This is a genomic window from uncultured Amaricoccus sp., assembly GCF_937891315.1.
Classification (GTDB): domain Bacteria; phylum Pseudomonadota; class Alphaproteobacteria; order Rhodobacterales; family Rhodobacteraceae; genus Amaricoccus.
In genome coordinates this window covers 1-25585 of sequence record NZ_CALAGI010000124.1, presented here as the reverse complement: position 1 = coordinate 25585, position 25585 = coordinate 1, and the positions used below count along the sequence as shown (strand labels likewise).

At 68.7% G+C, this 25585-nt stretch carries 25 protein-coding genes and 1 riboswitch; of the genes, 19 read left to right on the top strand and 6 right to left on the bottom strand.

The features are described from left to right. Nucleotides 1–296: 296 nt before the first annotated feature. Nucleotides 297–2243, bottom strand: coding sequence for a lytic transglycosylase domain-containing protein (locus Q0480_RS11430; protein WP_299133029.1), 1947 nt, complete (start codon nucleotides 2241–2243; stop codon nucleotides 297–299). Between the two features lie 169 nt (nucleotides 2244–2412). On the opposite strand from Q0480_RS11430, the gene dapA reads away from it, so the two are divergent. After that, nucleotides 2413–3288: a 4-hydroxy-tetrahydrodipicolinate synthase gene (gene dapA / locus Q0480_RS11425; protein WP_299133027.1), complete on the top strand. Its 876-nt coding sequence runs from the start codon at nucleotides 2413–2415 to the stop codon at nucleotides 3286–3288. A gap of 103 nt (nucleotides 3289–3391) precedes the next feature. Next, nucleotides 3392–3862: an SsrA-binding protein SmpB gene (gene smpB, locus Q0480_RS11420; protein WP_299133026.1), complete on the top strand. Its 471-nt coding sequence runs from the start codon at nucleotides 3392–3394 to the stop codon at nucleotides 3860–3862. 83 nt (nucleotides 3863–3945) lie between these two features. On the opposite strand, the gene Q0480_RS11415 is transcribed toward smpB, so the two are convergent. Further along, nucleotides 3946–4194, bottom strand: a complete 249-nt coding sequence (locus tag Q0480_RS11415) for a (2Fe-2S)-binding protein (protein ID WP_299133024.1) — start codon at nucleotides 4192–4194, stop codon at nucleotides 3946–3948. A 213-nt stretch (nucleotides 4195–4407) separates the two neighbouring features. Between Q0480_RS11415 and Q0480_RS11410 the strand changes: the two genes are divergently transcribed. Further along, the gene (locus tag Q0480_RS11410) at nucleotides 4408–4800 is read left to right on the top strand and encodes a SnoaL-like domain-containing protein (protein WP_299133022.1); all 393 of its coding nucleotides are present in this window, start codon (nucleotides 4408–4410) and stop codon (nucleotides 4798–4800) included. Nucleotides 4801–4807: 7 nt separating this feature from the next. On the opposite strand, the gene hemF is transcribed toward Q0480_RS11410, so the two are convergent. Next, on the bottom strand, nucleotides 4808–5704 hold the full coding sequence (hemF, locus tag Q0480_RS11405; RefSeq protein WP_299133020.1) for an oxygen-dependent coproporphyrinogen oxidase: 897 nt from the start codon (nucleotides 5702–5704) through the stop codon (nucleotides 4808–4810). A gap of 410 nt (nucleotides 5705–6114) precedes the next feature. Between hemF and Q0480_RS11400 the strand changes: the two genes are divergently transcribed. The 3 genes from Q0480_RS11400 to Q0480_RS11390 all read left to right on the top strand — a co-directional run bounded on the left by Q0480_RS11400 (nucleotide 6115) and on the right by Q0480_RS11390 (nucleotide 10737). After that, the gene (locus tag Q0480_RS11400; protein ID WP_299133019.1) at nucleotides 6115–7956 is read left to right on the top strand and encodes an ABC transporter ATP-binding protein; all 1842 of its coding nucleotides are present in this window, start codon (nucleotides 6115–6117) and stop codon (nucleotides 7954–7956) included. Beyond that, on the top strand, nucleotides 7953–9782 hold the full coding sequence (locus Q0480_RS11395) for an ABC transporter ATP-binding protein (RefSeq protein WP_299133018.1): 1830 nt from the start codon (nucleotides 7953–7955) through the stop codon (nucleotides 9780–9782). Before Q0480_RS11400 ends, Q0480_RS11395 begins: the two co-directional genes overlap by 4 nt. A gap of 106 nt (nucleotides 9783–9888) precedes the next feature. Continuing rightward, complete coding sequence (locus Q0480_RS11390; RefSeq protein ID WP_299133017.1) at nucleotides 9889–10737, top strand: TlyA family RNA methyltransferase; 849 nt, start codon at nucleotides 9889–9891, stop codon at nucleotides 10735–10737. Here the strand turns inward: Q0480_RS11390 and Q0480_RS11385 are convergent. Beyond that, nucleotides 10635–11117, bottom strand: a complete 483-nt coding sequence (locus Q0480_RS11385) for a VOC family protein (RefSeq protein WP_299133016.1) — start codon at nucleotides 11115–11117, stop codon at nucleotides 10635–10637. The two genes, Q0480_RS11390 and Q0480_RS11385, sit on opposite strands and share 103 nt — an antisense overlap. A gap of 68 nt (nucleotides 11118–11185) precedes the next feature. Here Q0480_RS11385 and Q0480_RS11380 point away from each other — a divergent pair, with 68 nt between their 5' ends. After that, nucleotides 11186–12424 carry a class I SAM-dependent RNA methyltransferase gene (locus Q0480_RS11380; protein ID WP_299133015.1) on the top strand — a complete coding sequence of 413 codons (1239 nt, stop codon included), beginning with the start codon at nucleotides 11186–11188 and terminating at the stop codon, nucleotides 12422–12424. On the opposite strand, the gene aroC is transcribed toward Q0480_RS11380, so the two are convergent. Then, the gene (gene aroC / locus Q0480_RS11375) at nucleotides 12411–13514 is read right to left on the bottom strand and encodes a chorismate synthase (protein WP_299133013.1); all 1104 of its coding nucleotides are present in this window, start codon (nucleotides 13512–13514) and stop codon (nucleotides 12411–12413) included. The genes Q0480_RS11380 and aroC overlap by 14 nt on opposite strands. 171 nt (nucleotides 13515–13685) lie before the next feature. On the opposite strand from aroC, the gene Q0480_RS11370 reads away from it, so the two are divergent. The 4 genes from Q0480_RS11370 (at nucleotide 13686) to thiQ (ending at nucleotide 17631) form a co-directional block, all read left to right on the top strand. Then, nucleotides 13686–14105: a DUF1801 domain-containing protein gene (locus Q0480_RS11370; RefSeq protein WP_299133012.1), complete on the top strand. Its 420-nt coding sequence runs from the start codon at nucleotides 13686–13688 to the stop codon at nucleotides 14103–14105. A gap of 143 nt (nucleotides 14106–14248) precedes the next feature. Continuing rightward, nucleotides 14249–14352, top strand: a riboswitch (TPP riboswitch). Nucleotides 14353–14391: 39 nt separating this feature from the next. Beyond that, nucleotides 14392–15387 carry a thiamine ABC transporter substrate binding subunit gene (gene thiB, locus Q0480_RS11365; protein ID WP_299133011.1) on the top strand — a complete coding sequence of 332 codons (996 nt, stop codon included), beginning with the start codon at nucleotides 14392–14394 and terminating at the stop codon, nucleotides 15385–15387. Then, complete coding sequence (locus Q0480_RS11360; protein ID WP_299133009.1) at nucleotides 15363–16952, top strand: thiamine/thiamine pyrophosphate ABC transporter permease ThiP; 1590 nt, start codon at nucleotides 15363–15365, stop codon at nucleotides 16950–16952. Before thiB ends, Q0480_RS11360 begins: the two co-directional genes overlap by 25 nt. Next, complete coding sequence (thiQ, locus tag Q0480_RS11355) at nucleotides 16939–17631, top strand: thiamine ABC transporter ATP-binding protein (protein WP_299133008.1); 693 nt, start codon at nucleotides 16939–16941, stop codon at nucleotides 17629–17631. The genes Q0480_RS11360 and thiQ overlap by 14 nt, the downstream gene beginning before the upstream one ends. Here the strand turns inward: thiQ and dusA are convergent. Beyond that, the gene (gene dusA, locus Q0480_RS11350) at nucleotides 17619–18650 is read right to left on the bottom strand and encodes a tRNA dihydrouridine(20/20a) synthase DusA (protein WP_299133006.1); all 1032 of its coding nucleotides are present in this window, start codon (nucleotides 18648–18650) and stop codon (nucleotides 17619–17621) included. The two genes, thiQ and dusA, sit on opposite strands and share 13 nt — an antisense overlap. A gap of 276 nt (nucleotides 18651–18926) precedes the next feature. Here dusA and Q0480_RS11345 point away from each other — a divergent pair, with 276 nt between their 5' ends. The 8 genes from Q0480_RS11345 to Q0480_RS11310 form a co-directional block, all read left to right on the top strand. After that, nucleotides 18927–19097 carry a hypothetical protein gene (locus Q0480_RS11345; protein WP_299133005.1) on the top strand — a complete coding sequence of 57 codons (171 nt, stop codon included), beginning with the start codon at nucleotides 18927–18929 and terminating at the stop codon, nucleotides 19095–19097. Between the two features lie 161 nt (nucleotides 19098–19258). Next, nucleotides 19259–20257 carry a UDP-glucuronic acid decarboxylase family protein gene (locus tag Q0480_RS11340; RefSeq protein ID WP_299133004.1) on the top strand — a complete coding sequence of 333 codons (999 nt, stop codon included), beginning with the start codon at nucleotides 19259–19261 and terminating at the stop codon, nucleotides 20255–20257. Nucleotides 20258–20468: 211 nt separating this feature from the next. Next, nucleotides 20469–21020, top strand: coding sequence for an acyltransferase (locus tag Q0480_RS11335; RefSeq protein WP_299133003.1), 552 nt, complete (start codon nucleotides 20469–20471; stop codon nucleotides 21018–21020). Beyond that, nucleotides 21017–22048 (top strand): Gfo/Idh/MocA family oxidoreductase, encoded by a 1032-nt coding sequence (locus Q0480_RS11330; RefSeq protein ID WP_299133002.1) that lies wholly within the window; start codon nucleotides 21017–21019, stop codon nucleotides 22046–22048. Before Q0480_RS11335 ends, Q0480_RS11330 begins: the two co-directional genes overlap by 4 nt. Beyond that, complete coding sequence (locus tag Q0480_RS11325; protein ID WP_299133001.1) at nucleotides 22045–23160, top strand: DegT/DnrJ/EryC1/StrS aminotransferase family protein; 1116 nt, start codon at nucleotides 22045–22047, stop codon at nucleotides 23158–23160. The genes Q0480_RS11330 and Q0480_RS11325 overlap by 4 nt, the downstream gene beginning before the upstream one ends. 11 nt (nucleotides 23161–23171) lie before the next feature. Then, nucleotides 23172–24170 (top strand): SDR family NAD(P)-dependent oxidoreductase, encoded by a 999-nt coding sequence (locus Q0480_RS11320; protein WP_299133000.1) that lies wholly within the window; start codon nucleotides 23172–23174, stop codon nucleotides 24168–24170. Further along, entirely contained in the window at nucleotides 24167–25336 is a 1170-nt protein-coding gene (locus Q0480_RS11315) for a DegT/DnrJ/EryC1/StrS aminotransferase family protein (protein ID WP_299132999.1), read from the top strand. Before Q0480_RS11320 ends, Q0480_RS11315 begins: the two co-directional genes overlap by 4 nt. 61 nt (nucleotides 25337–25397) lie before the next feature. Further along, a partial coding sequence (locus Q0480_RS11310) for a hypothetical protein (RefSeq protein ID WP_299132997.1) occupies nucleotides 25398–25585 on the top strand: 188 nt, incomplete at its 3' end.

Genomic DNA, 25585 nt, shown 5'->3' with positions numbered 1-25585 from the left:
CCTCCGTTTCCAGACGAGCGTGGGCGAAGGTGTCATGACTTATGGCGGCTGGTATAAGTCCGACGATCTTGCCGGGCAGCACGTTGCGCGCGCTGATCTTCATCTTGTGTCTCCTCGCTCAGCCAAATGGATCAGGGCCATGCCCGCGCGTCGCACGGCGAGGCGAAGCGGGGCGCCGCCGTGACGCGAAGGTCGCACTTCGTCGCAGAATAGGCGGCGGCGCCGCCGGTGTCGACGCCGACGCGGCCGCCGAGGACCATCGGCCCGGGTGGTGATCGGCGAAGCTCCGGTCTCCGTCAGCCCGTCTTTCGAATATCCGCGGCGATCTGCACCGGCATCGGGGTTCCGCGAAGGCGGACGCGATAGACCTGCATCCCCTCGAGAATCCGCATCACGTAGTTGCGCGTCTCGGAATAGGGGATCGACTCGATCCAGACCACGGGATCGGCCCCGGCCCGCGGGTCGCCGAAGGCCTTCACCCACTGGTCCACCCGGCCGGGACCGGCGTTGTAGGCCGCCGCCGCCAGCACGTAGGAACCGTGGTAATATTCCAGCATCTCCGACAGATAGGCGGTGCCGAGCCGGGCGTTGTACATCGGGTCGCGGGTCAGGCGCGCCGGGTCGTGGGCGATGCCGCGCGCGCGGGCCACGTCGCTCGCCGTCGCGGGCATGAGCTGCATCAGGCCCCGCGCGCCCGCCTCGCTGGCCGCCGCCGGGTTCATCTCGGATTCCTGTCGCGCGATCGCCATGGCGAGTTCGGTCGGCACCGGCCATTCCTGCCGCGCGATGGCATGGAGCGGATAATATTGCGCCGGCAGAACGATCCCCTCCAGCGCCGCGTCCTTGGCGACGCGGATGCCGATATGCGGTCGGCCGAGGTCGATCGCCATCTGCGCCAGCGCCGCGCGGGTCTCCGGCGTTCGCCCTTCCGCGGCTTGGCGGAAGAACTGCGCGGCCCGACCGTCCTCGCCGGCGAGCATGAAGAGATAGCCGGCGCGGACAACGGAGGAGGCCATGAAGGCCTGGGTTCGCCAGTCCGGCGCCGCCGTGTCGCTGGCGAACCGCGCCTCGAAATCGATGCCCAGCCGCTCGGCGGCGAGCTGGCCGTAGAAGCTCGTCTGCTGGCCGGAGCCGGCGAGGAACGCCCTGGCCGCGCCGTCCTCGTCGCCCGCCGCCTCGCGGGCGAGGCCGAGCCAGTAGCCGGCCCGCCCGAGGCTGATCGGAGTGAAGACCAGCGTCTGGAACCGCTCGAAATGCCCGATGGCGCGCGCCGGGTCCTTCATCCGGGTCAACGCGATGAAGCCCGCCATCCATTCGGCGTCGGCATAGTCCGACCCGTTGGTGCCATGGCTGCTCGCGGCGAGGCCATAGGCCGTCGCCACCTCGCCCCGTCGCAGCGCCTCCCGCGCGAGGTTGGCGCGGCGCTCCATCCACATCTCGGGACGACCCAGCGTCGCGGCGGTGGTGGAGTAGCGCAGCATATATTCCGCCGCCTCGTCCCAGCGGCCCTGCCGTACCCGGTAAAGATAGCGCTCGTAGGCGAGGCCCGGATCGGAGCGCGTCTTCGCGGGCAGGCCGTTGATCAGCGCGCTCGATCCGTCCTCGTCGCGGCGCACCGCGATCCGCGCCCGGGCCAGCGCCTGCCAGTCGGCATCGACCAGCGGCAGCATGCCTTCCGCCTCGCCGGTCAGGCCGCGCCAGAGCAGCATGTCGAGGCGCTGGCTATTCAGCGGCGCGACGGTCGTCGCCCAGTCGCGCGCCATCGCCTCCTGTTCCGAGCGGGTCATGGAGAGGCCGGTCCAGGCCGTGTCGATCACCGCTTCGGCCTTGTCCGCGCGTCCGGTGTCGCGCAGCGCGTCGCCGAGCCGCAGCGCGCCGACCCCGGTCAGCGGCGCGGCGGCGCCGAAGAAGGCCACCACCTCCGCCGGTGGCAGCGCGAGCGGCATGCGCACCTCGGCCGCGCGCCGCACGGTGTCGAGGCCGGGCCAGTCGCCGTTCCGGGCGAGGAAATCGCGATAGTCGGTCCAGGCGCCATCGCCGTCGCGCAGCCGCAGCCATTCGATCACGTCCGAGCCGAGCGCACCCGCCGCGCGATCCGCCTGCGCCGAGGCGGCCGCCCAGTCGTCGGCCTTCGCCATTTCCAGCGCGCGTCCGAACGCCCGGCCCTCGGCCGCGGTCTGGGCGGAGGCGAGGCCGGGCAGCAGAAGGAAGATGGCGGCGAGAAGATGGCGGCGGCGCGACAAGCTCGATCCCCTCAAGCGTTTCTCGTTCGCCGGACTATACCATGACGTGTACCCGCCGTCTGCAATCCCCTGCTTGCGGCGAAAGGCTTTCGCGACTAGGTTCGCGCGGCTTTTCGGGCGGCCCCGAAGCGCCCGAAATGGCCGCCTGCGATACCCGGAGGACCCACCCATGTTCAGAGGCTCGATCCCCGCGCTCATCACGCCGTTCACGGACGGCAAGCTGGACGAAGGCGCCCTGGTCGATCTCGTGAACTGGCAGATCGAGGAAGGCAGCCACGGGCTGGTCGCGGTCGGCACCACGGGCGAGTCGCCGACGCTCTCCCACGAGGAGCACGAGCGTTGCGTCGAGGTCGTGGTCAGGACCGCCGCCGGGCGCGTGCCGGTGATCGCCGGCGCCGGATCCAACAGCACCGAGGAATCGATCAGCCTGATGCGGTTCGCCAAGAAGGTCGGCGCCGCCGCCGCGCTGGTGGTGACGCCCTATTACAACAAGCCGAACCAGCGCGGGCTCTATCACCACTATCGGACGCTGCACGACGCGGTGGATCTGCCGATCCTGATCTACAATATTCCCGGCCGCTCGGTGGTCGACATGACGCCCGCGACCATGGGCGAGCTGGCGAAGCTGCCCCGTATCGTCGGGGTGAAGGATGCGACCGGCGACATCACCCGCGTCTCTGACACGCGCATCACCTGCGGCGCGGATTTCCTGCAGCTTTCGGGCGAGGACGGCAGCGCGCTAGGCTTCAACGCCCATGGCGGGCGGGGCTGCATCTCGGTCGTCGCCAATGTCGCGCCACGGCTCTGCGCCGAGTTCCAGGAGGCGACGCTCGCCGGCGACTATGCGAAGGCGCTCGACTATCAGGACCGGCTGATGCCGCTGCACCGCGCCTGTTTCGCCGAGCCGAACCCCTGTCCGGTGAAATACGGCATGTCGCTGCTCGGCAAATGTTCCGAGGAGGTGCGTTCTCCGCTGGTCACGCTCGAGGAGGCGACCAAGGAACGGATGCGCGGCGCGATGCGGCACGCGGGCCTGCTGAACTAGGCCCTGCTGAACTAGGCATGTCCGGTCGGCCGTCGCGGCCGGCGGATCAATCGCGCGCGGCCAACTGGACAGGGGGGCGAGGCTGGTCTAGAGCGGCCGGGCCATGGTGAAGACCCCCGTCAAACAGAAGATCGTCGCCGAGAACCGCAAGGCGCGGCACAACTATTTCATCGAGGATGATCTCGAGGCCGGAATCATGCTCGAAGGTTCGGAGGTCAAGAGCCTGCGCACCGGCAAGGCGAATATCGCCGAGAGCTATGCCACGGTCGAGCAGGGCGAGCTCTGGCTGATCAACGGCTATATCCCGGCCTATGACCGTGCGCGCAGCTTCGGCCATGAGGAGCGGCGGCGGCGCAAGCTGCTGGTCAACAAGCGCGAACTGTCCAGGCTCTGGCAGGGCATCGGTCGCGAGGGCATGACCCTGGTGCCGCTCAAGCTCTATTTCAACGAGCGCGGCATCGCCAAGCTGCAGCTCGGCATCGCCAAGGGCAAGAAGATGGCCGACAAGCGCGAGACCGACAAGAAGCGCGACTGGGAGCGCGAGAAGGCCCGGCTGCTGCGCGCCCGCGGCTGAGCCGACCGATACCGCCGGCCGGGATTCTCAGCGGCGCGGATCGTGACGGAAGTCGAAAGCGGAATTCGGTCTTCCAACCGGAATCAGTCTTCCACCACCGACACGCTCTTGCGGCGGCGCAGATTGCGCAGTTCGACCGGAACGCCGAGCTTGTCGTTCTGGCGCATGCTGTCGATGAAGAGCCGGACGCAGCCGCCGCATTCCGGCGTCTTGCCGAGCGCGCGAAAGACCTTGCCCGGCGTGATCAGGGTATAGGCGTCCGCGTTGCGCATCCAATCGATCGCCTGATGGATTTCCGTGTCGGAGATACGGGCGCAGGAACATACGATCATTCCGATCCCCCTGTCCCCGAGGCGCGATCCAGGCTAGATTCCACCAACGGCCAGCACATCGCGAAGATTCGCCTCCAAGCTGATCGCACCAATCCTGACAAAGCCGCTCAGGAAAAGCAAGCCTCCCCTGACCGCCCGGACCGTCCCGCTTGCACGAATCGGCGAGCGGCGTTAATCATTGGAACATTTAGCGAACATCGAAGGGGTCAGCCGATGTCAGTCGATACCAGGGAACCAAAGGCCGAGACCGTGAAGGCGACGGCGGAGGCTCTGGTCGGGCATTGCCGGGCCGGGACCACGCGGCAGGGATTGAAGGATCTCTACGCCCCGGACGCGGTCTCGGTCGAGGCGGTCTCGATGGGTGGCGAGAGTCGTGAAACGCGGGGCGTGAAGGGAATCGAGGGCAAGCACGACTGGTGGGAAACCACGATGGAGGTACATTCCGCCAGCGCCGATGGCCCCTATGTCAACGGCGACCGCTTCTCGGTGATCTTCGAGTTCGACGCGACCGACCGCAACTCCGGCAAGCGCAATGCGATGAAGGAAGTCGCTCTCTACACCGTCGATCACGCCGGCAAGATCGTGCGGGAGGAATTTTTCTTCTGAGCGCCGGTCACGGCCATTTTGCAACCGGGGGCAACGACATGAGCACCGCCTCCGGATTGTGGCCGGTCCTGAGGCCGAACTGGGTGCCGCGGTCGTAGACGAGGTTGAACTCGGCATAGCGCCCGCGCTTCACCAGCTGGATCTCGCGCTGCGCCTCGGTCCAGGGGCGGCGCATGTGACGCTCGACCAGCGGCGCGTAGGCAGGCAGGAAGGCGGCGCCGATGTCGCGGGTGAAGGCGAAATCCGCCTCCCAGTCGCCGGTACAGAGGTCGTCGTAGAAGACGCCGCCGACGCCGCGCGGCTCGTTCCAGTGGCGGATCAGGAAATAGTCGTCGGCCCAGGCCTTGAAGCGGGAATAGTAGGCGGGATCATGCGCGTCGCAGGCGGCCCGGAGCCCGGCGTGGAAATGCGTGGTGTCGGCGGGGTCCTCGATCATCGGATTGAGGTCGGCGCCGCCGCCGAACCACCAGCCGGCCGGCGTCCAGAACATGCGGGTGTTCATATGGACCGCCGGCGTCAGTGGCGAGCGCAGATGCGCGACGAGGCTGATCCCGCTCGCCCAGAACCGCGGATCGGCGTCGAGGCCGGGGATCTCCTTGCGCGCGGTCAGGCTGCGCCGCGCCTCCGGCGCGAGGATGCCGAAGACGGTCGAGACATTGACCCCCACCTTCTCGAACACGCGGCCGCCGCGCATGACCGCCATGACGCCGCCGCCGGCTTCCTCATCCGCCGCCGCGCCGACGCGCCGCGTCTCCCTGCGATCGAACCGGCCCGGCGGCAGGTCGGCGAAGGGGCCGGTGTCCTGCGCCGTTTCCAGCGCTTCGAAAGCGGCGCAGATCCGGTCCCGCAATCCCTCGAACCAGTCCTTCGCCCGGGTCTTCTCACTCTCGGCGACGTCGGTCATCACATGCTCCAGCCAATTGCCCGCTTATCGCCACGTCCCCGGGTGTCTGTCCATGCGTGGCGGCGACCGGGTTTGACCCCGCGCTCGATTTTCACCGACCCGCCGAAGATATCCACGGAGGACGCGCCTTGCCGACTTGCCAGCGGCAGGTCGGCAAGGCCGCGCGCCCGGAGGAAACGTCCCGAGGGCGCGAGGGATTCGGATTTCTCCGGACCTCTGAAATCGTGGCGGCGCTGAACGGGGGTGACAATCGCCCGCGACCGCGGTACAAGGCGCCGGCACCTTCGAGGAGTTCTGGCATGGCGATTTTCCGGAAACCTGGCCTCTAAGCCGGCTCCGGACGGGGCCGCCGCTCGCGCCCCCGTGCTCATCCGCCCTCCTTGCCCGTTCTTCTCCCGAAGGTCTCCCCCATGTTTCGTTTTTTCGAGTCGCTGGTCGATCCCTATGGGCCGTATCGCGACACCGACGCGCCACCGAACCGGTTCTGGCCCTACATCCTCGCCTATGTGCGGCCGGCGCGCTGGGTGCTCGTCTGGACGACGCTCGCCATCCTCGCGGTCGCGATCATCGAGATCCTGCTCATCTGGTACGCCGGGCGGCTGGTCGACCTGCTTGGCAAGACGGAGCCGGGCGCGCTCTGGTCGCGGCACGGGATCGAGCTCGGGCTGGTCGCGGTGTTCATCCTGTTCCTGCGGCCGCTGATCCAGACGCTCAGCGCGGCCTTCCTCAACCAGTCGCTGATGCCGAACCTCGGGACGCTGGTGCGCTGGCGCAGCCATCGCCATGTGCTGCGCCAGTCGGTCGGCTGGTTCCAGAATGATTTCGCCGGGCGCATCGCCAACCGGCTGATGCAGACCGCGCCGGCGGTGGTCGAGGCGACGTTCCAGACCTTCGACGCGCTGGTCTACGCCGCGATCTATCTCATCGGCGCGCTCTGGCTGCTCTCGGACACCGATGCCCGGCTGGCGGCGCCGCTCGCGGTCTGGCTCGTCCTCTATGTCTGGCTCGTCACCTGGACGATCCCGCGGGTCGGCGCCGCCTCGGAGGCGTTTTCCGACGCCCGCTCGGCGATCACCGGGCGGATCGTCGACAGCTACACCAACATCCAGTCGGTGAAGCTGTTCGCGCATACCCGTTCGGAGGAAGCCTACGCCGGCGAGGCGATCGAGACCGCCCGCCAGGCCTTCGCGCGGCAGATGCGGATCTTCACGCTGATGGATCTCGGCCTGACGGTGATAAACGGATTCCTGATCGTGGCCGTCATCGGTTACGCGCTCTATCTGTGGCAGGTTGGAATAGCGACGATCGGAACGGTCGCGGCCGCCTCGGCCCTGACCCTGCGGCTGAACGCCATGACCGGCTGGATCATGTGGTCGCTGTCGTCGCTGTTCCAGAACGTCGGCGTGATCAAGGAAGGCATGGAAACCATCACCGCTCCGATCGAGCTCAAGGACGCGCCGACGGCGACCCAACTCGCGGTCACCGAAGGGGAAGTCGTGTTCGACGATGTGCGCCATCACTACGGCCGCGGCTCGGGCGGGCTCGACCGTGTTTCGCTGACCATCCGGCCGGGCGAGCGGGTCGGGCTCGTCGGCCGCTCCGGCGCCGGCAAGTCGACGCTGGTCAATCTCATCCTGCGCTTCTTCGATACCGAGGGCGGCGCCCTGCGGATCGACGGGCAGGATGTCCGCGCGGTGACGCAGGATTCGCTCCGGCGCCAGATCGGCATGGTAACGCAGGACCCGTCGCTCCTGCACCGGTCGGTGCGGGAGAACATCCTCTATGGGCGACCCGACGCGACCGAGGCCGAGATGATCGCGGCGGCGAAGCGGGCGGAGGCGCATGACTTCATTCTCGGACTGACCGACCGCGCCGGCCGCGCCGGCTACGACGCGCAGGTGGGCGAGCGCGGAGTGAAGCTGTCGGGCGGCCAGCGGCAGCGCATCGCCCTCGCCCGGGTGATCCTGAAGGGCGCGCCGATCCTCGTGCTCGACGAGGCGACCTCGGCGCTCGACAGCGAGGTCGAGGCGGCGATCCAGGAGACGCTCTATGGCGTGATGGAGGGCAAGACGGTGATCGCCATCGCGCACCGGCTCTCGACCATCTCGCGCATGGACCGGATCGTTGTGCTCGACGCCGGCCGGATCGCCGAGCAGGGAACCCACGCCGCCCTGCTGGCCCGGAACGGGCTCTATGCCAAGTTCTGGAACCACCAGTCCGGCGGCTTCATCAATCTCGAGGCGGCGGAATGAGGGGCTTCTCCAATCTCATCGATTCCACCGCGCACGCGGAGGGACCGCCGCCCGACGGCTTCTGGCGCTTCATGCGCTGGGCGCTGAGGGGGGCGCTGCCGGCGATCTTCTTCGGCCTCGCGATCTCGATCGCGGTCGGCGCGACGGAGGTCGGCTCGGCGGCGGTGATCGGCTGGCTGATCGACCTCGCCCAGTCGCACGGGCCGGAGGCGCTCATCGCCGAGACATGGCCGCTGCTGCTGGCCGCGCTCGGCTTCTTCCTCGTGCTGCGCCCGACGCTGATGGGCACCGGCGCCGCGATCAACGCGCTGACGCTGGGGCCGAACCTGTTTCCGCTGGTGCTCGCCCGGCTGAACCGGCACACGCTCGGCCAGTCGCTCAGCTTCTTCGACGACGATTTCGCCGGCCGCATCGCCCAGAAGCAGCAGCAGACCGCCCGCGCCATCACCGAGGCGGTCAGCGAAACGGTCAATACCCTCGGCCTCGCCGTGACGGCGATCGTCGGCGCGGTCGCGGTGATGGCGGGCGTGAACCTCTGGCTGTCGCTCGGCATGATCGCCTGGCTCGGCGGCTACGCGCTGCTGATCCGGCATTACATGCCCCGTATCCGCGCGACCTCGACCGATCGCGCGGCGGCGCGCGCCATCGTCACCGGGCAGGTGGTCGACACGATCACCAACATCGCCACGGTGAAGCTCTTCAGCCATGGCGCGCACGAGGATCAGGCGACCTTGCGCGCGCTCGCGAGCTATCGCGGCGCGGCGATCGATTTCGGCGCCACCTCGGCGGCGTTCCGCTTCTGGCTGATGACGCTGGCCGGCGCGCTGCCGGTGATGCTGATCGGCGGCGCGCTCTTTCTCTGGAGCCGCGGCGCCGCCACGGCGGGCGACATCGCGACGGCGGGCCTGATCGCCACGCGCATCGCGCAGATGTCGGGCTGGGTCAGCATGACGGCGATGGGCATCTTCGCCAATATCGGCGAGATCGAGGACGGGATTCTCACCCTGACGCCGCCACACGGCATCGTCGACGCGGCCCACGCCCGGACACCGGAGACCTCGCGCGGGGCGGTCGATTTCGACCATGTGCGCTTCGGCTACGGCCGTCGGCGGGCCGCGCTCGAGGATTTCGACCTCCATGTCCGTCCGGGCGAGCGGGTGGCTCTGGTGGGCCGCTCGGGCGCGGGCAAGACCACGGCGGTCTCGCTGCTGCTGCGGCTCTACGAAGTCGAGGGCGGGCGGATCCTGCTCGACGGGGTGGATATCCGCGACCTGACCCAGGATGCGCTGCGCGCCCAGATCGGCATGGTCCGGCAGGAAACCGCGATGTTCAACCGCTCGGCTCTGGCGAACATCCGCTACGGCCGGCCGGACGCCACCGACGAGGAGGTGTTCGAGGCGGCCCGCCGGGCGGAGGCGCATGACTTCATCCTCGGCCTGCGCGACTTCAAGGGGCGCGAGGGCTACGCGGCGCATCTCGGCGAGCGCGGGGTGAAACTCTCCGGCGGCCAGCGTCAGCGCATCTCGCTCGCGCGGGTGATCCTGAAGAACGCGCCGGTTCTGGTGCTCGACGAGGCGACCTCGGCGCTCGACAGCGAGGTCGAGGCGGCGATCCAGGACACGCTCGACACGATGATGGAGGGCAAGACGGTGATCGCCATCGCCCACCGGCTGTCGACGATCGCCCGCATGGACCGCATCGTGGTGCTCGACGCCGGGCGGATCGTCGAGGAGGGCACGCATCCCGGGCTCCTGAAGCGGGGCGGACTCTATGCCGGCTTCTGGAACCGCCAGTCCGGCGGCTTCATCGATCTCGCGGCCGAGTAGCGGCCATGTGTTCGGTCCGCGGCTTGGCGTCGCGAATGTGGCAGGGTATTCGGTCAGATCCCGGCCTCGTGGGAAGTCCCCGCGGGCGCGGGGAAGGTAGGTTGACATGAACAACATGGGTGAAGAGGCGGCGCGGCTCGACCAGGCGCTGGTGACGGCGGGGCTCGCCGACAGCCGGACCCGGGCGCGGGCGCTGATCGAGGCCGGGGTCGTCCGCGTCGATGGCGCGGCGGCGAGCAAGCCGGCGCAGAAGGTCGCGCGCGGCGCCGCGCTGGTGCTGACCGGGGAACCTAACCCCTACGTCTCGCGCGGGGCGCTGAAGCTGCGCCACGCGCTCGACAGCTTCGGGCTCGATCCCGCGGGCGCGGTGGCGCTCGACCTCGGGGCCTCGACCGGGGGCTTCAGCGAGATTCTGCTTGAGCGCGGCGCGGCCGAGGTTTGGGCGATCGACGTCGGCCATGGCCAACTCGCGAGTCGCCTCCGCGGCGAACCGCGCCTGCGGCTGATCGAGGGGCTGAACGCCCGCGACATCACGCCCGAGCATGTGCCGGAGCCGAACTGGATCGTCGCTGACCTGTCCTTCATCTCGCTCACCAAGGCATTGGCCCCGGCGCTCGCCCTGGCACGCGCCGGGGCCACGCTCGTCGCGCTGATCAAGCCGCAGTTCGAGGTCGGCCCCGCCTTCGTCGGCAAGGGCGGATTGGTCCGCGACGCCTTTGCCATCGCCGAGGCGCGCGAAGCGGTCGCCCGCTTCCTACGGTCCGAGGGTTGGGAGGTGATCGACATCGCGGTCAGCCCGATCCTCGGCGGCGATGGCAATACCGAGTATCTGATCGCCGCGCGCAAACGCGATCAGGCCTCGGCCAGCAGCGCCCGCAAATCCAGCCGCTCGGTCACCATGGCGAGCTTTCCGTCCCTGTCGCGCGGCCATTCCGTTTCCGGACGATCCCAGTAGAGCTCGACGCCGTTGCCGTCGGGATCCCGGAGATAGAGCGCCTGCGACACGCCATGATCCGAGGCGCCATCGAGCCGGATGCCCGCCGCCGTCAGCCGGCGCAGGGCGTCGGCGAGATCGGCGCGCGTCGGATAGAGAAAGGCGGTGTGGAACAGGCCGGTGGTACCGGGCGCCGGCGGCCGGCCGCCGCGGCTCTCCCAGGTATTGAGGCCGATATGGTGATGATAGCCGCCCGCCGACAGGAAGGCCGCCTGATCGCCGTATTTCTGCTGCAACTCGAAACCGAGCACGCCCGAATAGAAGGCGATCGCCCGGTCGAGATCGGCCACCTTCAGATGCACATGCCCGACCCTTGTGCCGGGCGCGACTGGCGTTGTCATGATACTCTCCGTTGAATCCTTCACGCTGCGAAGATAAAGCGCCCGGGTTTCCCGTGAAAGTGGCCGAAATGGAAAGACCGACTTTCGATCCGACGCAGGCGATCAGCATCGAGCGTCTCGGACTCGAAGGCGACGGTCTCGCCGGGCCGGTTCGCGCCCCTTTCACGCTGCCGGGCGAGGTGGTGCGCGGTGTGCTGGACGGCGGGACGCTGCGGGTCGGAGAGATCCTCGCGCCCTCGCCCGACAGGACCGCGCCGGTCTGCCGGCATTTCGGCACCTGCGGCGGATGCGCGCTGCAACATGCTTCGGACGCGTTTCTCGCGAACTGGAAGCGCGACGCCGTGGGTCGCGCGCTCGCCGCGCGCGGGTTGTCGGCCGAGTTGCGTCCGACGCTGACTTCGCCGCCGCGGTCGCGGCGCCGGGCGACCTTCGCCGGGCATCGCACGCGAAAGACGGTCGCGATCGGCTTTCGCGCGCGCCGCTCCGACGCGGTGATCGATGTCGTCGAATGCCCGCTGGTCCGGCCCGAACTGCTCGCGGCGAAGCCGGTGCTGACCGAGCTGACCGGGCTCGGCGCCGGCCGGGGCGGCACGATCCGGCTCGGTGTCACCAGCGGCCCCGCCGGGCTCGATATCGACGTCGGCGGCGCGAAGCCGCTCGAGGCCGACCTCGGCGCGCGGCTGGCGGCGCTGGCGGAAGCCACCGATCTCGCGCGGCTGACCTGGAACGGCGAGACCGCCGCCCTGCGCCGCCCACCGTTCCAGCGCTTCGGCGCGGCGCATGTCACGCCCCCGCCGGGCGCCTTCCTTCAGGCGACCGCGGAAGGCGAAGCGGCGCTGACCGGGGCGGCGCGCGCGGCGGTCGGCGACGCGCGGCGGATCGCCGATCTCTTTTCCGGCTGTGGCACCTTCTCGCTGCCATTGGCCGAGGGCGCCGAGATCCATGCCGTCGAGGGCGAGGCCAGGATGCTCGCGGCGCTCGACGCCGGTGCGCGCCAGACGCCAGGCCTTCGCCGCGTCACGGTCGAGCGCCGCGATCTCTTCCGCCGCCCGCTGCTCGCCGCGGAGCTCAACCGCTACGACGCCGTCGTCCTCGACCCGCCGCGCGCGGGCGCCGAGGCGCAGGCGGGCCAACTCGCCCGCGCCGCCGTGCCGCGCGTCGCGATGATCTCCTGCGATCCCGTCAGTTTCGCCCGCGACGCGGGCCTTCTCGTCGCCGGCGGATATGCGCTCGACTGGGTCCAGACGGTCGATCAGTTCCGCTGGTCCGGCCATGTCGAACTCGCCGCCCGGTTCAGTCGCCGATGACCCCGCCCGCCGCGCCGATCTGGCCCCGGTGGAGCAGGAAATGATCGATCAGCACGCAGGCGAGCATCGCCTCGCCGACCGGCACCGCGCGGATGCCGACGCAGGGGTCGTGCCGGCCCTTGGTCACGATTTCCGTTTCCTCGCCGCGCAGGTTGATCGTGCGCCTCGGCTTCAGGATCGAGGAGGTCGGCTTCACCGCGAAGCGCGCGACGATGTCCTGACCGCTGGAAATGCCGCCGAGAATGCCGCCGGCGTGGTTCGAGGAAAACCGCGGTCCGTCGTTGCCCATGAAGATCTCGTCGGCATTGTCCTCGCCGGTCAGTTCCGCCGCCGCGAAGCCGGCGCCGATCTCCACCCCTTTCACCGCGTTGATCGTCATCAGCGCGGCGGCGAGGTCGCTGTCGAGCTTGGCATAGATCGGCGCGCCAAGGCCGGCGGGCACGCCGCCTGCCCGGACCTCGACCACCGCGCCGATCGAATTGCCGGATTTGCGCAAGGCGTCGAGATAGTCGGCCCAGGCCATAGCCGCCTTGGCATCCGGGCACCAGAAGGGATTGCGCGCCACCTCGTCCCAGTCCCAGGCCGCCGGATCGACCGCGAGCGCCCCCATGCGGGTCATCGCACCCCGGATCGTCACCCCCGGCGCCAGCGCCGCCAGCGCCTTGCGCGCCACCGCCCCGGCGGCGACCCGCGCCGCCGTCTCGCGCGCGCTCGACCGCCCGCCGCCGCGATAGTCGCGCAGGCCGTATTTCTGGAAATAGGTGATGTCGGCGTGCCCCGGCCGGAATTTCTCGGCGATTTCGCCATAGTCCTTGGAGCGCTGGTCGGTGTTGCGGATCATCAGGCTGATCGGCGTGCCCGTGGTGACGCCCTGAAAGGTGCCGGACAGGATCTCGACCGCGTCCTCCTCGCGCCGCTGGGTGGTGAAGCGGTTCTGGCCGGGCTTGCGCGCGTCGAGCCAGGGCTGGATGTCCGCCTCGGTCAGGCCGATGCCCGGCGGACAGCCGTCCACCACGCAGCCGAGCGCCGGCCCGTGGCTCTCGCCCCAGGTGGTGACGCGGAAGAGATGGCCGAAGCTGTTCATCGACATGGGCGGACCCCCGGGCTTTTCCGCCCTCTAGCCGATCGGGGCGGAGAGGGCCAGACGGGCGCGAGGGGTCCGGATTTCTCCGGGGATCTTCGAAATCGGAATGGGCATGCCGTGATCGCCGTGTATCTTGCCGCCTGTCGATCGGCCGGCCTCGCTTTGGAACGGAAATTTATGCTCAAGACCAAAACCGAGCCGGTCCTTCTCTCCGGCGGCAATCCCCGGATCGCCAAGGGCGATGGCGAGGCGCCGGTCGAGGCCTATCTCGCCGCCATGCCCGGCTGGAAGCGTCCGGCGGGACGCGAGCTCGACGCGCTCATTGTCCGGCTCGTCCCGGGCGTCGGAAAGGCGGTACGCTGGAACTCACCCTTCTACGGGGTGGCAGGCCAGGGGTGGTTCCTGTCGTTTCACTGCTTCACCCGCTATATCAAGGTCGCCTTCTTTCGCGGCGCCGCGCTCGACCCGGTGCCGCCCGTCGCATCGAAGGATGCGAACGCGCGCTATTTCCATATCCACGAAGGCGATCCGGTCGAGACCGAAGCCCTGTCCGACTGGATCAGGCAGGCCGCCGCTATCCCGGGCTGGGAGCCATAGACCCGAAGCCGGCTCGCCGCGCGGCCTCTCCTCGCAGGTGAAAGGTGGCGGTCGAGATCGTGAAGCGAAGGTGAGGGCCAGACAGCCAATCGCGCTCCCCCCCGGCTTTCGCCTTGCATTCGCCGGCCGCGTCGCTAGGTTGCGCCCTTGCCTCGGGGTGTCCGGACAGCCGGACTGAGATGCGTGACGCAGACCCGTTGAACCTGAACCGGCTGATACCGGCGGAGGGAAGGCGCGACGGTCCCCCGTCACCCCTCTCTTTCCGACCGCGGACCTGGAGAGAGAGATGCGACCCTTCCTTCCGATCGCCGCGGCGGTCGTCCTCACCGCCTCGCTCGCGTTGGCGGAGGACAAGCCAGAGCTCACCATCTACACCTATGAGAGCTTCACCGCCGAATGGGGGCCCGGTCCCGCCATCGCGAAGAAGTTCGAGGAAAGCTGCGGCTGCGTGGTGAAATTCGTCGGCGCGGGCGACGGCGCCGGCCTGCTGTCACGGCTGAAGCTGGAGGGCGAGCGCAGCCCGGCCGACATCGTGCTCGGCCTCGACACCAATCTCACGGCGGAAGCGACGGCGACCGGCCTGTTCGCGCCGCACGGGATCGAGGCGCCGGCGCTCGACGTGCCGGTCGACTGGACCGACCCGATCTTCCTGCCCTACGACTGGGGCTATTTCGCCTTCGTCTACGACGAGACGAAGCTCCCGAACCCGCCGATGAGCTTCACCGATCTGATCGCCTCGGACACCAGCGTCGTGATCCTCGATCCGCGCAGCTCGACCCCCGGTCTCGGGTTGCTGCTCTGGATCAAGAACGCCTATGGCGACAGGGCGCCGGAGATCTGGAAGGGTCTCGCGCCACGCATCGTCACGGTGGCGCCCGGTTGGTCGGAGGGCTACGGCCTGTTCCTGTCGGGCGAGGTCGACATGGCGCTCGCCTATACCACCTCGCCCGCCTATCACCAGATCGCCGAGCAGGATGCGACCAAGCGCGCCGCGATCTTCGAGGAGGGCAACTATACCCAGATCGAAGTGGCGGCGATGACCGCCCACAGCGACCAGCCGGAGCTTGCGAAGCAGTTCCTCGCCTTCATGCTCAGCGACGATTTCCAGTCGGTGATCCCGACCACCAACTGGATGTATCCCGCCCATACCCCCGCCGCCGGCCTGCCGCCGGAATTCGCCGCGCTGCCCCGGCCGGAGAAGACCCTGCTCTTCTCGCCCGAGGAGGCGCGCGAGCTGCGCGATCCGGCGCTGGCCGAATGGCTCGCCGCGCTCAGCAAGTAGCGCCGCGGGTCGGCGCGCTGGTCTGGACGGGGGGCGGCCTCGCGTTGGTGCTCGTCGCCGCCCTGACCCTCGGCCCGCTGCTGGCGCTCGCGCTCCGGGCCGAACCCGGCCGCGCGCTCGGTCCCGCCGACTGGGCGGCGCTGCGCTTCACGCTCACCCAGGCGCTGATCTCCGCGGCGCTGAGCGTCGCGCTCGCCGTGCCCGCCGCCCGGGCGCTGGCCCGGCGGAGTTTTCCGGGCCGCGGCGCCTTCGTGGCACTGCTCGGCGCGCCGTTCCTGCTGCCCGCCATCGTCGCGATCTTCGGCCTCCTCGCGATCTGGGGCCGCGCGGGGCTGGTCAGCCACGGGCTCGGCGCCGCCGGGTTCGGGCCGATCGACATCTACGGCCTGACCGGCGTGGTGCTCGCCCATGTGTTCTTCAACCTGCCGCTGGTCACCCGCCTCGTCCTGCAGGGCTGGCTCGCCCTTCCGGCCGAGCAGTTCCGCCTCGCCGCGCAGCTCGGCTTCGGGCCGCGCGACATCTTTCGCCGGATCGAGGCGCCGATGCTGCGCGAGGTGTTGCCCGGCGCCTTTGTCCTCGTCTTCCTGCTCTGCGTTGGTTCCTTCGCCGTCGCTTTGACCCTCGGCGGCGGGCCGCGGGCGACGACCGTGGAACTCGCGATCTATCAGGCGCTGCGCTTCGATTTCGACCTCGGCCGCGCCGCGCTGCTCGCCCTCATCCAGTTCGCGCTCTGCGGCGCCGTCACCGTCGCCGCGCTCCGCCTCGCGGCCGAGGCGCGGTTCGACAGCGGCCTGCGCGGCACGGTGCGACGTTGGGACGCGCACCCCGCGCAACGACTGCTCGACGGCGCCGCGCTCCTCGCGCTCGGTTTGTTTCTCGGCCTGCCGCTTCTCGCCGTCGTGGCTCGCGGCCTGCCCGCCCTCATCGCCGGACCGGGGGCCTCGGTCTGGATCGCCGCCCTGCGCAGCGTCGGGGTCGCGCTCGCCTCGGCGGCGCTGGCGGTCGGCCTCGGCCTCGGCCTCGCCGCGCTGATCGACGCGCTCCGTGCCCGGGGCGGCGGTCGCGGCGTCGAGGCCTTCGGCATGCTGACCCTCGCCGCCTCGCCCTTCGTGATCGGTACCGGCCTGTTCATCCTGCTGCATCCGCTCGCCGATCCCTTCGCCCTCGCCCTGCCGGTGACGGCGGCGGTCAACGCCGCCATGGCGCTGCCCTTCACCTTGCGCGCGCTCCTGCCCGCGCTCGGCGCGGCGCGCACGCTCGACGGCCGCCTCGCCGACAGCCTCGGCATCGCCGGCTGGGCGCGCTTCCGCCTCGTCACCTGGGCGCGGCTGCGTCGGCCGATGGGCTTCGCCGCCGGGCTCGCGGCCGCGCTCAGCATGGGCGATCTCGGCGTGATCGCGCTCTTCGCCCCGCCCGAGGTCGCGACCCTGCCGCTCCTCATGCAGCGACTGATGGCCGCCTATCGCATGGAAGCCGCGGCCGGCGTCGCCCTCGTCCTCGTCGGCCTCACCTATCTTCTCTTCTGGATCTTTGATCGCGGGGGGCGGATCCATGCTCCGGCTTGAGAATCTCGAGATCAGCCAGGACGACTGGCGCATGACCGCCGACATCGCGCTGGAACCGGGCAGCGCCACGGCGCTGATCGGCCCGTCCGGCGCCGGAAAGAGCACGCTCCTCGCCGTCATCGCCGGGTTTCTCGCACCGGCGCGTGGCCATGTGCTGTGGGACGGCCGCGACATCACCGCCCTGCCACCCGCCGAGCGGCCGGTGACGCTGCTCTTTCAGGACCACAATCTCTTCGCCCATCTCACCGCCGCGCAGAATGTCGGCCTCGGCCTGCGCCCCGACCTGCGGCTCGATCGCGCCGGCTGGGCCCGCGTCGCCGGCGCGCTCGCCTCCGTCGGGCTCGCCGGGATGGACCGCCGCCTGCCGGGTCAGCTTTCGGGCGGCGAGCGCCAGCGCGTCGCCCTCGCCCGCGCCTTGCTGCGCGACCGGCCGATCATGATGCTCGACGAACCCTTCGCCGCCCTCGGCCCCGCGCTCCGCGCCGAGATGCTCGACCTCGTCGCCCGCATCCGCGCCGAACAGCGGGCGACGCTGCTGATGGTTACCCACGACCCCCGCGACGCGCTGCGCATCGCCGAGCAGACCGTCCTCGTCATGGACGGCGCCGTCGCACCGCCGGCCGCCACCGGCCCGCTCCTCGCCGACCCGCCCCCCGCCCTCCGCGCCTATCTCGGCTGAAGGTCCGGAGTGGCGTTCCCCACATTGACCTGATCGCCCGCGCCAGTCACTTCGGCGAGGGCGCGCTCGACGAGCTCCGGGCCCGCGCCCGCGCGATGCGCGCGTTCCGAGAGCATCCGGCGCCAGGCGCGCGCACCCGGACGACCCTGGAACGCCCCGAGCATGTGGCGCGTGATGCGCGGGAGCTCCGCGCCGTCCCGCAACTCCGCCTCGATATAGGGCAGCATGGCCCGCACCGCGTCCTCGGCGGCGACATCCGGGGTCGCGCCTCCGAAGACCCGGCGATCGACCGCGCCGAGCAGCGCCGGATTGTGATAGGCCGCCCGGCCGATCATCACGCCGTCGAGCCCCCGCGCGAGAAACGCCTCGGCCATGTCAAGGTCGGTGATCCCGCCGTTGATCGCGATCTCGAGCCCGGGGAACGCCACCTTCATCCGCCGCGCGAGGTCATGATCGAGCGGCGGGATCTCGCGGTTCTCCTTGGGGCTGAGACCCTGGAGCCAGGCCTTGCGCGCATGGATGGCGAAGCGCCCGACGCCGGCCGCCGCGACCCGACGCAGGAATTCGGGCAGGACCACCTCCGGATCCTGGTCATCGACGCCGATCCGACATTTGACGCTGACCGGCACCGGGCCAGCGGCGGCGACCATCGCGGCCGCGCAGTCGGCGACCAGCGCCGGCTCGCGCATCAGCGCCGCGCCGAAGCAGCCCGACTGAACCCGGTCCGAGGGACAACCCACATTGAGATTGATCTCGTCGAACCCGAGATCGCGACCGATCCGCGCCGCCTCGGCAAGCTCGGCCGGGACAGAGCCGCCGAGCTGCAGCGCGACCGGATGCTCCTCCCGCGCGAACCGCAGCAGCCGCTCCCGCGGCCCGCGCAGCACCGCGCCGGTGGTGACCATCTCGGTATAGAGCAACGCCCGGCGCGTGAAACGCCGGTGAAACGCGCGGCAATGGCGATCGGTCCAGTCCATCATCGGCGCAACGGAGAGGCGGTGCGGTTGATATTCCGTCATTTTATTATGCAGCCTCAAATCGTTGGCTCGCCCATGCGCCCGCCGCCCCCAAGCTCCGTTTCACCCGTGTTCGCCACCCTACGACGCATCACCACGCGCGAAATGCCCACCATCGCAAAGCTCCCATCCGGTTCGCGGCGTGCGCGGATCCGCCGCGAGGGTCGCCATGTCAGCGAGGCCTTCTTGCGCCGGGATGGAGCGCTGCGATGGGCCCGCTTAGCGGAGTTGGCGGTTGACCGCAACGAAACGCCCGTCAGCTCCCGGATTGCCCGGCCGATGAAGTTCGAAGAACTGGCCCCGCTCCGCATCGAAGACTTGGTGGCCGTCGGCAGACCGCCGCGTCGATCCAAGGCGGCGACTCTGGACATGCTGAAGCACGAACTGGGCACGATCAGGCTCAGCGCCCTTGACCGAGCCTCGATGAGAATTCCGAAGTCCGTCGAATGACCGAACGCGTCGTTGTCCGCCCGTCGTCTGTCCATACGATCAATTTCTCGACCATTTGGGGATGCTGACAGGTTGAGCGAGGCGGACTAAGCGGAACCAGGGGCCATCCGCGCCTTTCTTTTTCAGCCAGCGCCGCGGAGCCAGTGGAAGGGAACCTGAGAATGGCAGAGTCGGGTACGCGCCGCATCCTGGTAACTGGAGGGGCCGGCTTTCTCGGCAGCCATCTGTGCGACCGGCTGGTCAACGCGGGTCATGAAGTTCTATGCGTCGACAACTACTTCACGGGTCGTCGCGCGAATATTGCCCACCTTCTTGAGCGCCCCAACTTCGAACTCCTGCGGCACGATGTGACATTTCCGCTCTACGCGGAAGTCGACGAGATCTACAACCTTGCTTGCCCCGCCTCGCCGGTACGATATCAGCAGGATCCGGTCCAGACGACAAAGACCTCGGTGCATGGCGCAATCAACATGCTTGGCCTTGCCAAGCGGATCGGGGTCAAGATCCTTCAGGCATCCACGTCCGAGATCTATGGCGACCCCACGCAGCATCCGCAGCGAGAAGACTACTGGGGCAACGTCAATCCTATCGGTCCGCGCTCCTGCTACGACGAAGGAAAGCGCTGCGCCGAGACTCTGTTCTTCGACTATCATCGGCAGCATCGCCTGCCGATCAAGGTGGTCCGAATCTTCAACACCTACGGTCCGCGCATGAGCCCGGACGACGGTCGCGTCGTTTCGAATTTTATCGTCCAGGCCTTGAGGGGCGATCCGATCACCATCTACGGCGATGGCAGCCAGACGCGCAGTTTCTGCTTCGTCGATGATCTGATCGAGGGCCTTGTCCGGATGATGGCCTCGCCCGCCGCCGTGACCGGACCATTCAACCTCGGAAACCCGGGTGAATTCACCATCCTGGAGCTGGCGCTGAAAGTGATCGATCTCACGGGATCCAGGTCCGAGATCGTCCAGCGCGCGTTGCCCGAGAACGATCCGGTTCAGCGCCAGCCGGATATTGCAAAGGCGCGCGCCGCTCTCGGCTGGGAACCCGCGGTGGACCTCGATCACGGACTGATCACAACGATCGGATACTTCGAATCCGTGCTGTCCACGCAGCGACCCGCTGCGATCGAGGCATGGGACCACGCGCGCGCGGTCTGAGAGCGACGTTCGATCCGACAATGCGGCCCTTCGACTCCAGCGTCTTGAATTGGCCCGATTTCCTGGTCGTCGGGCGAATCGCCCCGACGGGGAGCGCATGCGGCCATTGTCCTTTGGGTCAGTGACCATTTGGAGCGGGTCTCACACCGGCTCCAACAGACTAAACGAGTAATGGGATCTCTGGTTTTTTTGAGTCTTCGGGGGTGATTTGATGCCAGTTGTTTCATGTGATCTGCAGAGCGACGTCGGCATTGCCCATCCCGACCTCGTCAACCTCTACGGCTGCAGCATCGGCGAAGGAAGCCGGATCGGCCCCTTCGTCGAAATCCAGAAAAACAGCACTATCGGCCGGCGCTGCAAGATCTCGTCACATTCCTTCGTCTGCGAGGGCGTGACAATTGAAGACGAGGTGTTCGTCGGGCACGGGGTGATGTTCACGAATGGTCTCCTGCCGCGCGCAACCAACGAAGACGGGACCCTGCAACGCGACGGCGACTGGGAGTGCACGAACACTGTCGTGCGGCGTGGCGCCGCGATCGGCTCGAACGCCACCATCATCTGCGGCGTGACCATTGGGGAGCAGGCCCTGGTTGGCGCCGGCGCGGTCGTGACCCGCGACGTTCCGGCGCACGCCATCGTCGCCGGAAATCCCGCGCGCGTGATCGGCGATGTTCGCACGCATCGCACCGACGGGTCGCATCCCAATGAACTGCGACGATCCGCGGAGCCTGTCGAGGCGCGCCCACGCGCGGCCGCCCGGTGATCCGCGTCGGCGTGCTGGGCTACGGGTACTGGGGACCCAACCTGGCCCGAGCCGTAGCCGAAACCGACATGGCCACGGTCGAGATGATCGCGGACAGCTCGGGCGCGGCTCTGGGGCGTGCCGGGCGGCGCCATCCCTCCGCGCGGTTGACCGACGATTGGCGCGAGCTTGTTCAAGACCCGCTGGTGGACGCGGTCATGATCGCGACGCCGGTCCGGACGCATTTCGAGCTCGCGCTCGCGGCGCTGCGGGCCGGAAAGCACGTGCTGGTCGAAAAACCCATGGCCGAGACCCCGATCCAGGCGGCGCGGCTGATCGACGAGGCCGCGCGCCGGGCGCGCGTTCTGATGGTCGATCACACCTTCATCTATACCGGCGCCGTGCGCACCATTCGCGACCTCATCACCAGCGGAAAGCTGGGCGACATCTACTACTATGATTCCACACGAGTGAACCTCGGACTGTTCCAGAGCGATATCAACGTCATATGGGATCTCGCGGTCCATGACCTCGCGATCATGGATTTTCTCCTCGATGCGCGTCCGGTTGCGATCTCGGCCAGCGCCGCGCGGTTCGTGCCCGGGCGGCCGGAGAACATGGCGCATCTCTCGGTCTATTATGACAACGGGGCAATGGCGCATCTGAACGTCAACTGGCTGGCGCCGGTAAAGATCCGGCAGACCCTGATCGGAGGCAGTCGTTGCATGGTCGTCTACGACGACATGCAAGCGAGCGAGAAGGTCAAGGTCTACGATCGCGGCATCGCATTGTCCGACGATCCGAAGGCGACATACGAGCGGATGATCTCGTACCGGCTCGGCGACATGTGGGCGCCCGCGCTTTCCCCCAAGGAGGCTCTGGTCTCCGAGGTACAGGAGTTCGCTCGGTGCATCGATACCGGCGAGACACCCGTCAATGATGGGCGGAGCGGGCTCCGCGTTGTCGAACTGCTCGACGCCGCGAGCCGCTCGGCACTGCGGCGCGGGGAGGCGATTGAACTCGGCGGCGAAATGCAGAAGGCATCATGATCCCGTTTCTCGATCTGCGAGCGCAATATCGCACCATCGCGCCAGAGCTCGAGGCCGCGGTGCTCGAGGCACTTCGCAGTTGCGGCCATGTGCTTGGCGCCCCGGTGGAGGCGTTCGAGCGCGACTTCGCGGCCTATTGCGGCGCGCGGCACGTGGTGGCCCTGAACAGCGGCACCTCGGCGCTGCATATCGCCCTCCTGGCGGCCGGGATCGGCCCCGGCGACGAGGTCATCACCGTTCCGGCGACCTTCGTCGCCACGGCCGCGGCCATCCTCTACGCGGGCGCGAAGCCGGTGTTTGTCGACATCGACCCCCGGACCTGGACCATGGATCCCGGCAAGATCGAAGCCGCGATCACACGGCGCACCAAGGCGGTGCTGCCGGTGCATCTGCACGGGCGCCTGGCCGACATGACGGCGATCCTGGCGGTTGCCCGCCGGCACGGGCTGGTCGTCATCGAGGACGCGGCCCAGGCGCATGGGGCCGAGCGGGGCGGACGCAGGGCGGGCACCTTCGGCGAAGCCGGCTGCTTCAGCTTCTACCCGGGAAAGAACCTTGGCGCCTGCGGCGAGGGGGGCGCGCTCGTCACGGATCGCGACGACCTCGCCGAGAAAGCCCGATCGTTGCGGGACTGGGGTCAGGAAGGCCGCTACAATCATGTGCGGCACGGCTTCAACTACCGGATGGACGCCATCCAGGGCGCGGCGCTCGGGGTGAAGCTCGGTCATCTCGATGAGTGGAACGCGGCGCGGCGTCGGATAGGCAACCTGTACCATGGTGGCCTGGCCGCCGGAATTGAGCGCGCCGTCGGCCCGATCGGGGCCGACCACGCGGCGCATGTCTATGCCATCCGTGCGACGGATCGCGACGCGCTGCGCGCGGGGTTGGCCGAGGCGGGCGTGGCGACGAACCTGCACTATCCGGTGCCGGTCCACTTGCAGCCCGCCTACGGGTCCCTCGGCTACCGAGCCGGGGACTTTCCGCACGCCGAGGCGCTCGCGCGCGAGACCCTGTCGCTGCCGCTCTATCCCGAGCTTTCCACCCGGGACGCGACGACCGTCGTCGCCGCGGTGAACGAACTGGCCGTCTCGCGGCTGGCCAACACGGCATGAGGAGCGGGGAGATGGCCGAGACACGGGACAGGCTGGCTGGCAAGACGGTGCTTGTGACGGGCGGGAGCGGTTTTGTGGGCTCCCATATCGTCGACCAGCTGATCGATGCCGATTGCGCGCGCGTGGTCGTCGTCGACAACATGATCCGCGGTCGCGCGGCCAACTTGGCAAGCGCGATAGCCAATGGGCCGGTGGAGCTGATCGAGGGCGACATCCGCGACGCGGCCCTGATGGCGCGCCTCGTCGCAGGGTGCGACGTGGTCTATCATCAGGCGGCCCTGCGCATCACGCACTGCGCCGCCGAACCCGACGCGGCGATGGGGGTCATGGTCGGCGCGACCTACGATCTTCTGCGTCTCTGCGCGGAGCAGGAGGTGGAGAGGGTCATCATGGCCTCGTCCGCGTCGATCTACGGGATGGCCGAGCAGTTCCCGACCACCGAAGGCCACCACCCTTACGCCAACCGCACACTCTACGGGGCCGCCAAATCCTTTGGCGAGGGGCTGCTCCGATCCTTCAACGACATGTACGGGCTCAGGTACGTGGCCCTGCGATACTTCAATGTCTACGGCCCTCGCATGGACATTCACGGTCGCTACACGGAGGTGATGGTGCGCTGGATGGAGCGCATCGAAGCCGGCCTGCCGCCGATCATCTTCGGGGACGGATCGCAGACCATGGACATGGTCGATGTCCGGGACGTCGCGCGGGCGAACATCCTGGCGGCGCGCGCGGACGTCGACGACGCGGTCTTCAACGTGGGGAGCGAAACCGAGACCTCGCTGCTCGACCTGGCACGCGTTCTCGCCAATGCGATGGGGCGTCCCGAACTCGAGCCGATCCACGAGGCCGAGCGCTCGGTCAACCCCGTGCCGCGGCGGCTCGCATCGGGCGAGGCGGCGTCGTCGGCTCTCGGGTTCCGTCCCGGAATCGGGCTGGATACCGGCATTCGTGACCTGGTCGACTGGTGGCGCTCGGAGACGCGCGCCGCGCAGGACTCGGCGGCATGATCCCGATCGCCAAACCGTTCCTTGGTCGCGAGGAGGCCGAGGCCGCCAGCGCCGTGATCGCCTCCGGATGGCTGACCCAAGGTCCCCAGGTCGCCGCCTTCGAGCAGGATTTCGCCACCCGCGTCGGGACCCCGCATGCCTGCGCGGTCTCGAACTGCACGGTCGCGCTGCATCTCGCACTACTCGCCGTTGGCGTCGGGCCCGGCGACGAAGTGGTGACGGTGAGCCACACCTTCATCGCCTCCGCCAACGCCATCACGCATTGTGGCGGGGTACCGGTCTTCGTGGATATCGAACCGGTCGGTTTCAATATCGACCCCACCGAGATCGAGGCGGCGATAACCCCTCGGACGCGGGCGATCCTTTGCGTGCATCAGATCGGCATGCCCTGCGATCTCGCTGCGATCGTCGCGATCGCCCGCGAGCATGGCTTGCCCGTGATCGAGGACGCCGCCTGCGCCATTGGTTCAGAGATCCGGCTGGATGGCGCGTGGCAGCCGATCGGCCGGCCACACGGTGACATCTGTTGCTTTTCGTTCCATCCCCGCAAGGTTCTGACCGTGGGCGATGGCGGCATGCTGACCACGACCAATCCCGAATGGGACGCGCGGTTCCGACTGTGGCGGCAGCATGGAATGTCGGTCCCCGATACGCTGCGCCACGCCAGTCCCACGGTCCTGTTCGAAGCCTATCCTGTGCGCGGATTCAACTATCGCATGACCGATGTGCAGGCCGCCATTGGCCGAGAGCAACTGAAGCGCCTTGACGGGATCGTGGAACGGCGGAGGTCCTTGGCCAATCTCTATGCCGATCTGCTCGGGGATATCGCCGGCGTGCGCGCGCCGGTTGAGCCGGCCTGGGCGCGGTCCAACTGGCAGAGCTATTGCGTGGCGCTCGATCCCGCGCTCGATCAGCGGGCCGTGATGCAGGGAATGCTTGACCGGGGCATTGCCACCCGCCGCGGCATCATGTGCATCCATCTGGAACCGTCCTACGCGGACCTGCCGGTCCGGCCGCTGCCGCGTTCGGAGGCGGCGCGCGACCACTCCCTTCTGTTGCCGCTTTTCGCACAGATGACCGAAACCGATGCGCGGCGGATCGTCGACACCCTGATTGAATCGATCGACGGACAAAATCCGGCCCACCATTTGCGCCGGCGGGCGTGAGGGAATCGTGCAACGCTTTGACCGCGATAGCGCCCGGGGAGAGCAAGACGACCTTCCGGCGATGCTTGCCAGTATCCTGCGCCGCGTCGAGGCCCTGGAACTGGATCTCAACGGGCTGAGCGTGGTCACCGAGGCCGCTACCGGGGCCTATGCCTGTACCGCGACGATCGCCGCGGTGGCCGGGGCGCGGCGCGTCTCGATCTTCGCCCGCGACACTCGCCGGCATGGCTCAGCCAGCGATGCCTTCGA

Coding starts and splice junctions, on each gene's coding strand:
- Q0480_RS11385 (WP_299133016.1), bottom strand. CDS start 11,117: ATGACAACGCCAGTCGCGCCCGGCACAAGGGTCGGGCATGTGCATCTG.
- Q0480_RS11395 (WP_299133018.1), top strand. CDS start 7,953: ATGAGGGGCTTCTCCAATCTCATCGATTCCACCGCGCACGCGGAGGGA.
- thiQ (WP_299133008.1), top strand. CDS start 16,939: ATGCTCCGGCTTGAGAATCTCGAGATCAGCCAGGACGACTGGCGCATG.
- Q0480_RS11390 (WP_299133017.1), top strand. CDS start 9,889: ATGAACAACATGGGTGAAGAGGCGGCGCGGCTCGACCAGGCGCTGGTG.
- Q0480_RS11340 (WP_299133004.1), top strand. CDS start 19,259: ATGGCAGAGTCGGGTACGCGCCGCATCCTGGTAACTGGAGGGGCCGGC.
- aroC (WP_299133013.1), bottom strand. CDS start 13,514: ATGTCGATGAACAGCTTCGGCCATCTCTTCCGCGTCACCACCTGGGGC.
- Q0480_RS11320 (WP_299133000.1), top strand. CDS start 23,172: ATGGCCGAGACACGGGACAGGCTGGCTGGCAAGACGGTGCTTGTGACG.
- dusA (WP_299133006.1), bottom strand. CDS start 18,650: ATGACGGAATATCAACCGCACCGCCTCTCCGTTGCGCCGATGATGGAC.
- Q0480_RS11315 (WP_299132999.1), top strand. CDS start 24,167: ATGATCCCGATCGCCAAACCGTTCCTTGGTCGCGAGGAGGCCGAGGCC.
- hemF (WP_299133020.1), bottom strand. CDS start 5,704: ATGACCGACGTCGCCGAGAGTGAGAAGACCCGGGCGAAGGACTGGTTC.
- Q0480_RS11380 (WP_299133015.1), top strand. CDS start 11,186: ATGGAAAGACCGACTTTCGATCCGACGCAGGCGATCAGCATCGAGCGT.
- Q0480_RS11410 (WP_299133022.1), top strand. CDS start 4,408: ATGTCAGTCGATACCAGGGAACCAAAGGCCGAGACCGTGAAGGCGACG.
- Q0480_RS11360 (WP_299133009.1), top strand. CDS start 15,363: ATGGCTCGCCGCGCTCAGCAAGTAGCGCCGCGGGTCGGCGCGCTGGTC.
- Q0480_RS11400 (WP_299133019.1), top strand. CDS start 6,115: ATGTTTCGTTTTTTCGAGTCGCTGGTCGATCCCTATGGGCCGTATCGC.
- smpB (WP_299133026.1), top strand. CDS start 3,392: ATGGTGAAGACCCCCGTCAAACAGAAGATCGTCGCCGAGAACCGCAAG.
- Q0480_RS11370 (WP_299133012.1), top strand. CDS start 13,686: ATGCTCAAGACCAAAACCGAGCCGGTCCTTCTCTCCGGCGGCAATCCC.
- dapA (WP_299133027.1), top strand. CDS start 2,413: ATGTTCAGAGGCTCGATCCCCGCGCTCATCACGCCGTTCACGGACGGC.
- Q0480_RS11345 (WP_299133005.1), top strand. CDS start 18,927: ATGAAGTTCGAAGAACTGGCCCCGCTCCGCATCGAAGACTTGGTGGCC.
- Q0480_RS11335 (WP_299133003.1), top strand. CDS start 20,469: ATGCCAGTTGTTTCATGTGATCTGCAGAGCGACGTCGGCATTGCCCAT.
- Q0480_RS11415 (WP_299133024.1), bottom strand. CDS start 4,194: ATGATCGTATGTTCCTGCGCCCGTATCTCCGACACGGAAATCCATCAG.
- thiB (WP_299133011.1), top strand. CDS start 14,392: ATGCGACCCTTCCTTCCGATCGCCGCGGCGGTCGTCCTCACCGCCTCG.
- Q0480_RS11325 (WP_299133001.1), top strand. CDS start 22,045: ATGATCCCGTTTCTCGATCTGCGAGCGCAATATCGCACCATCGCGCCA.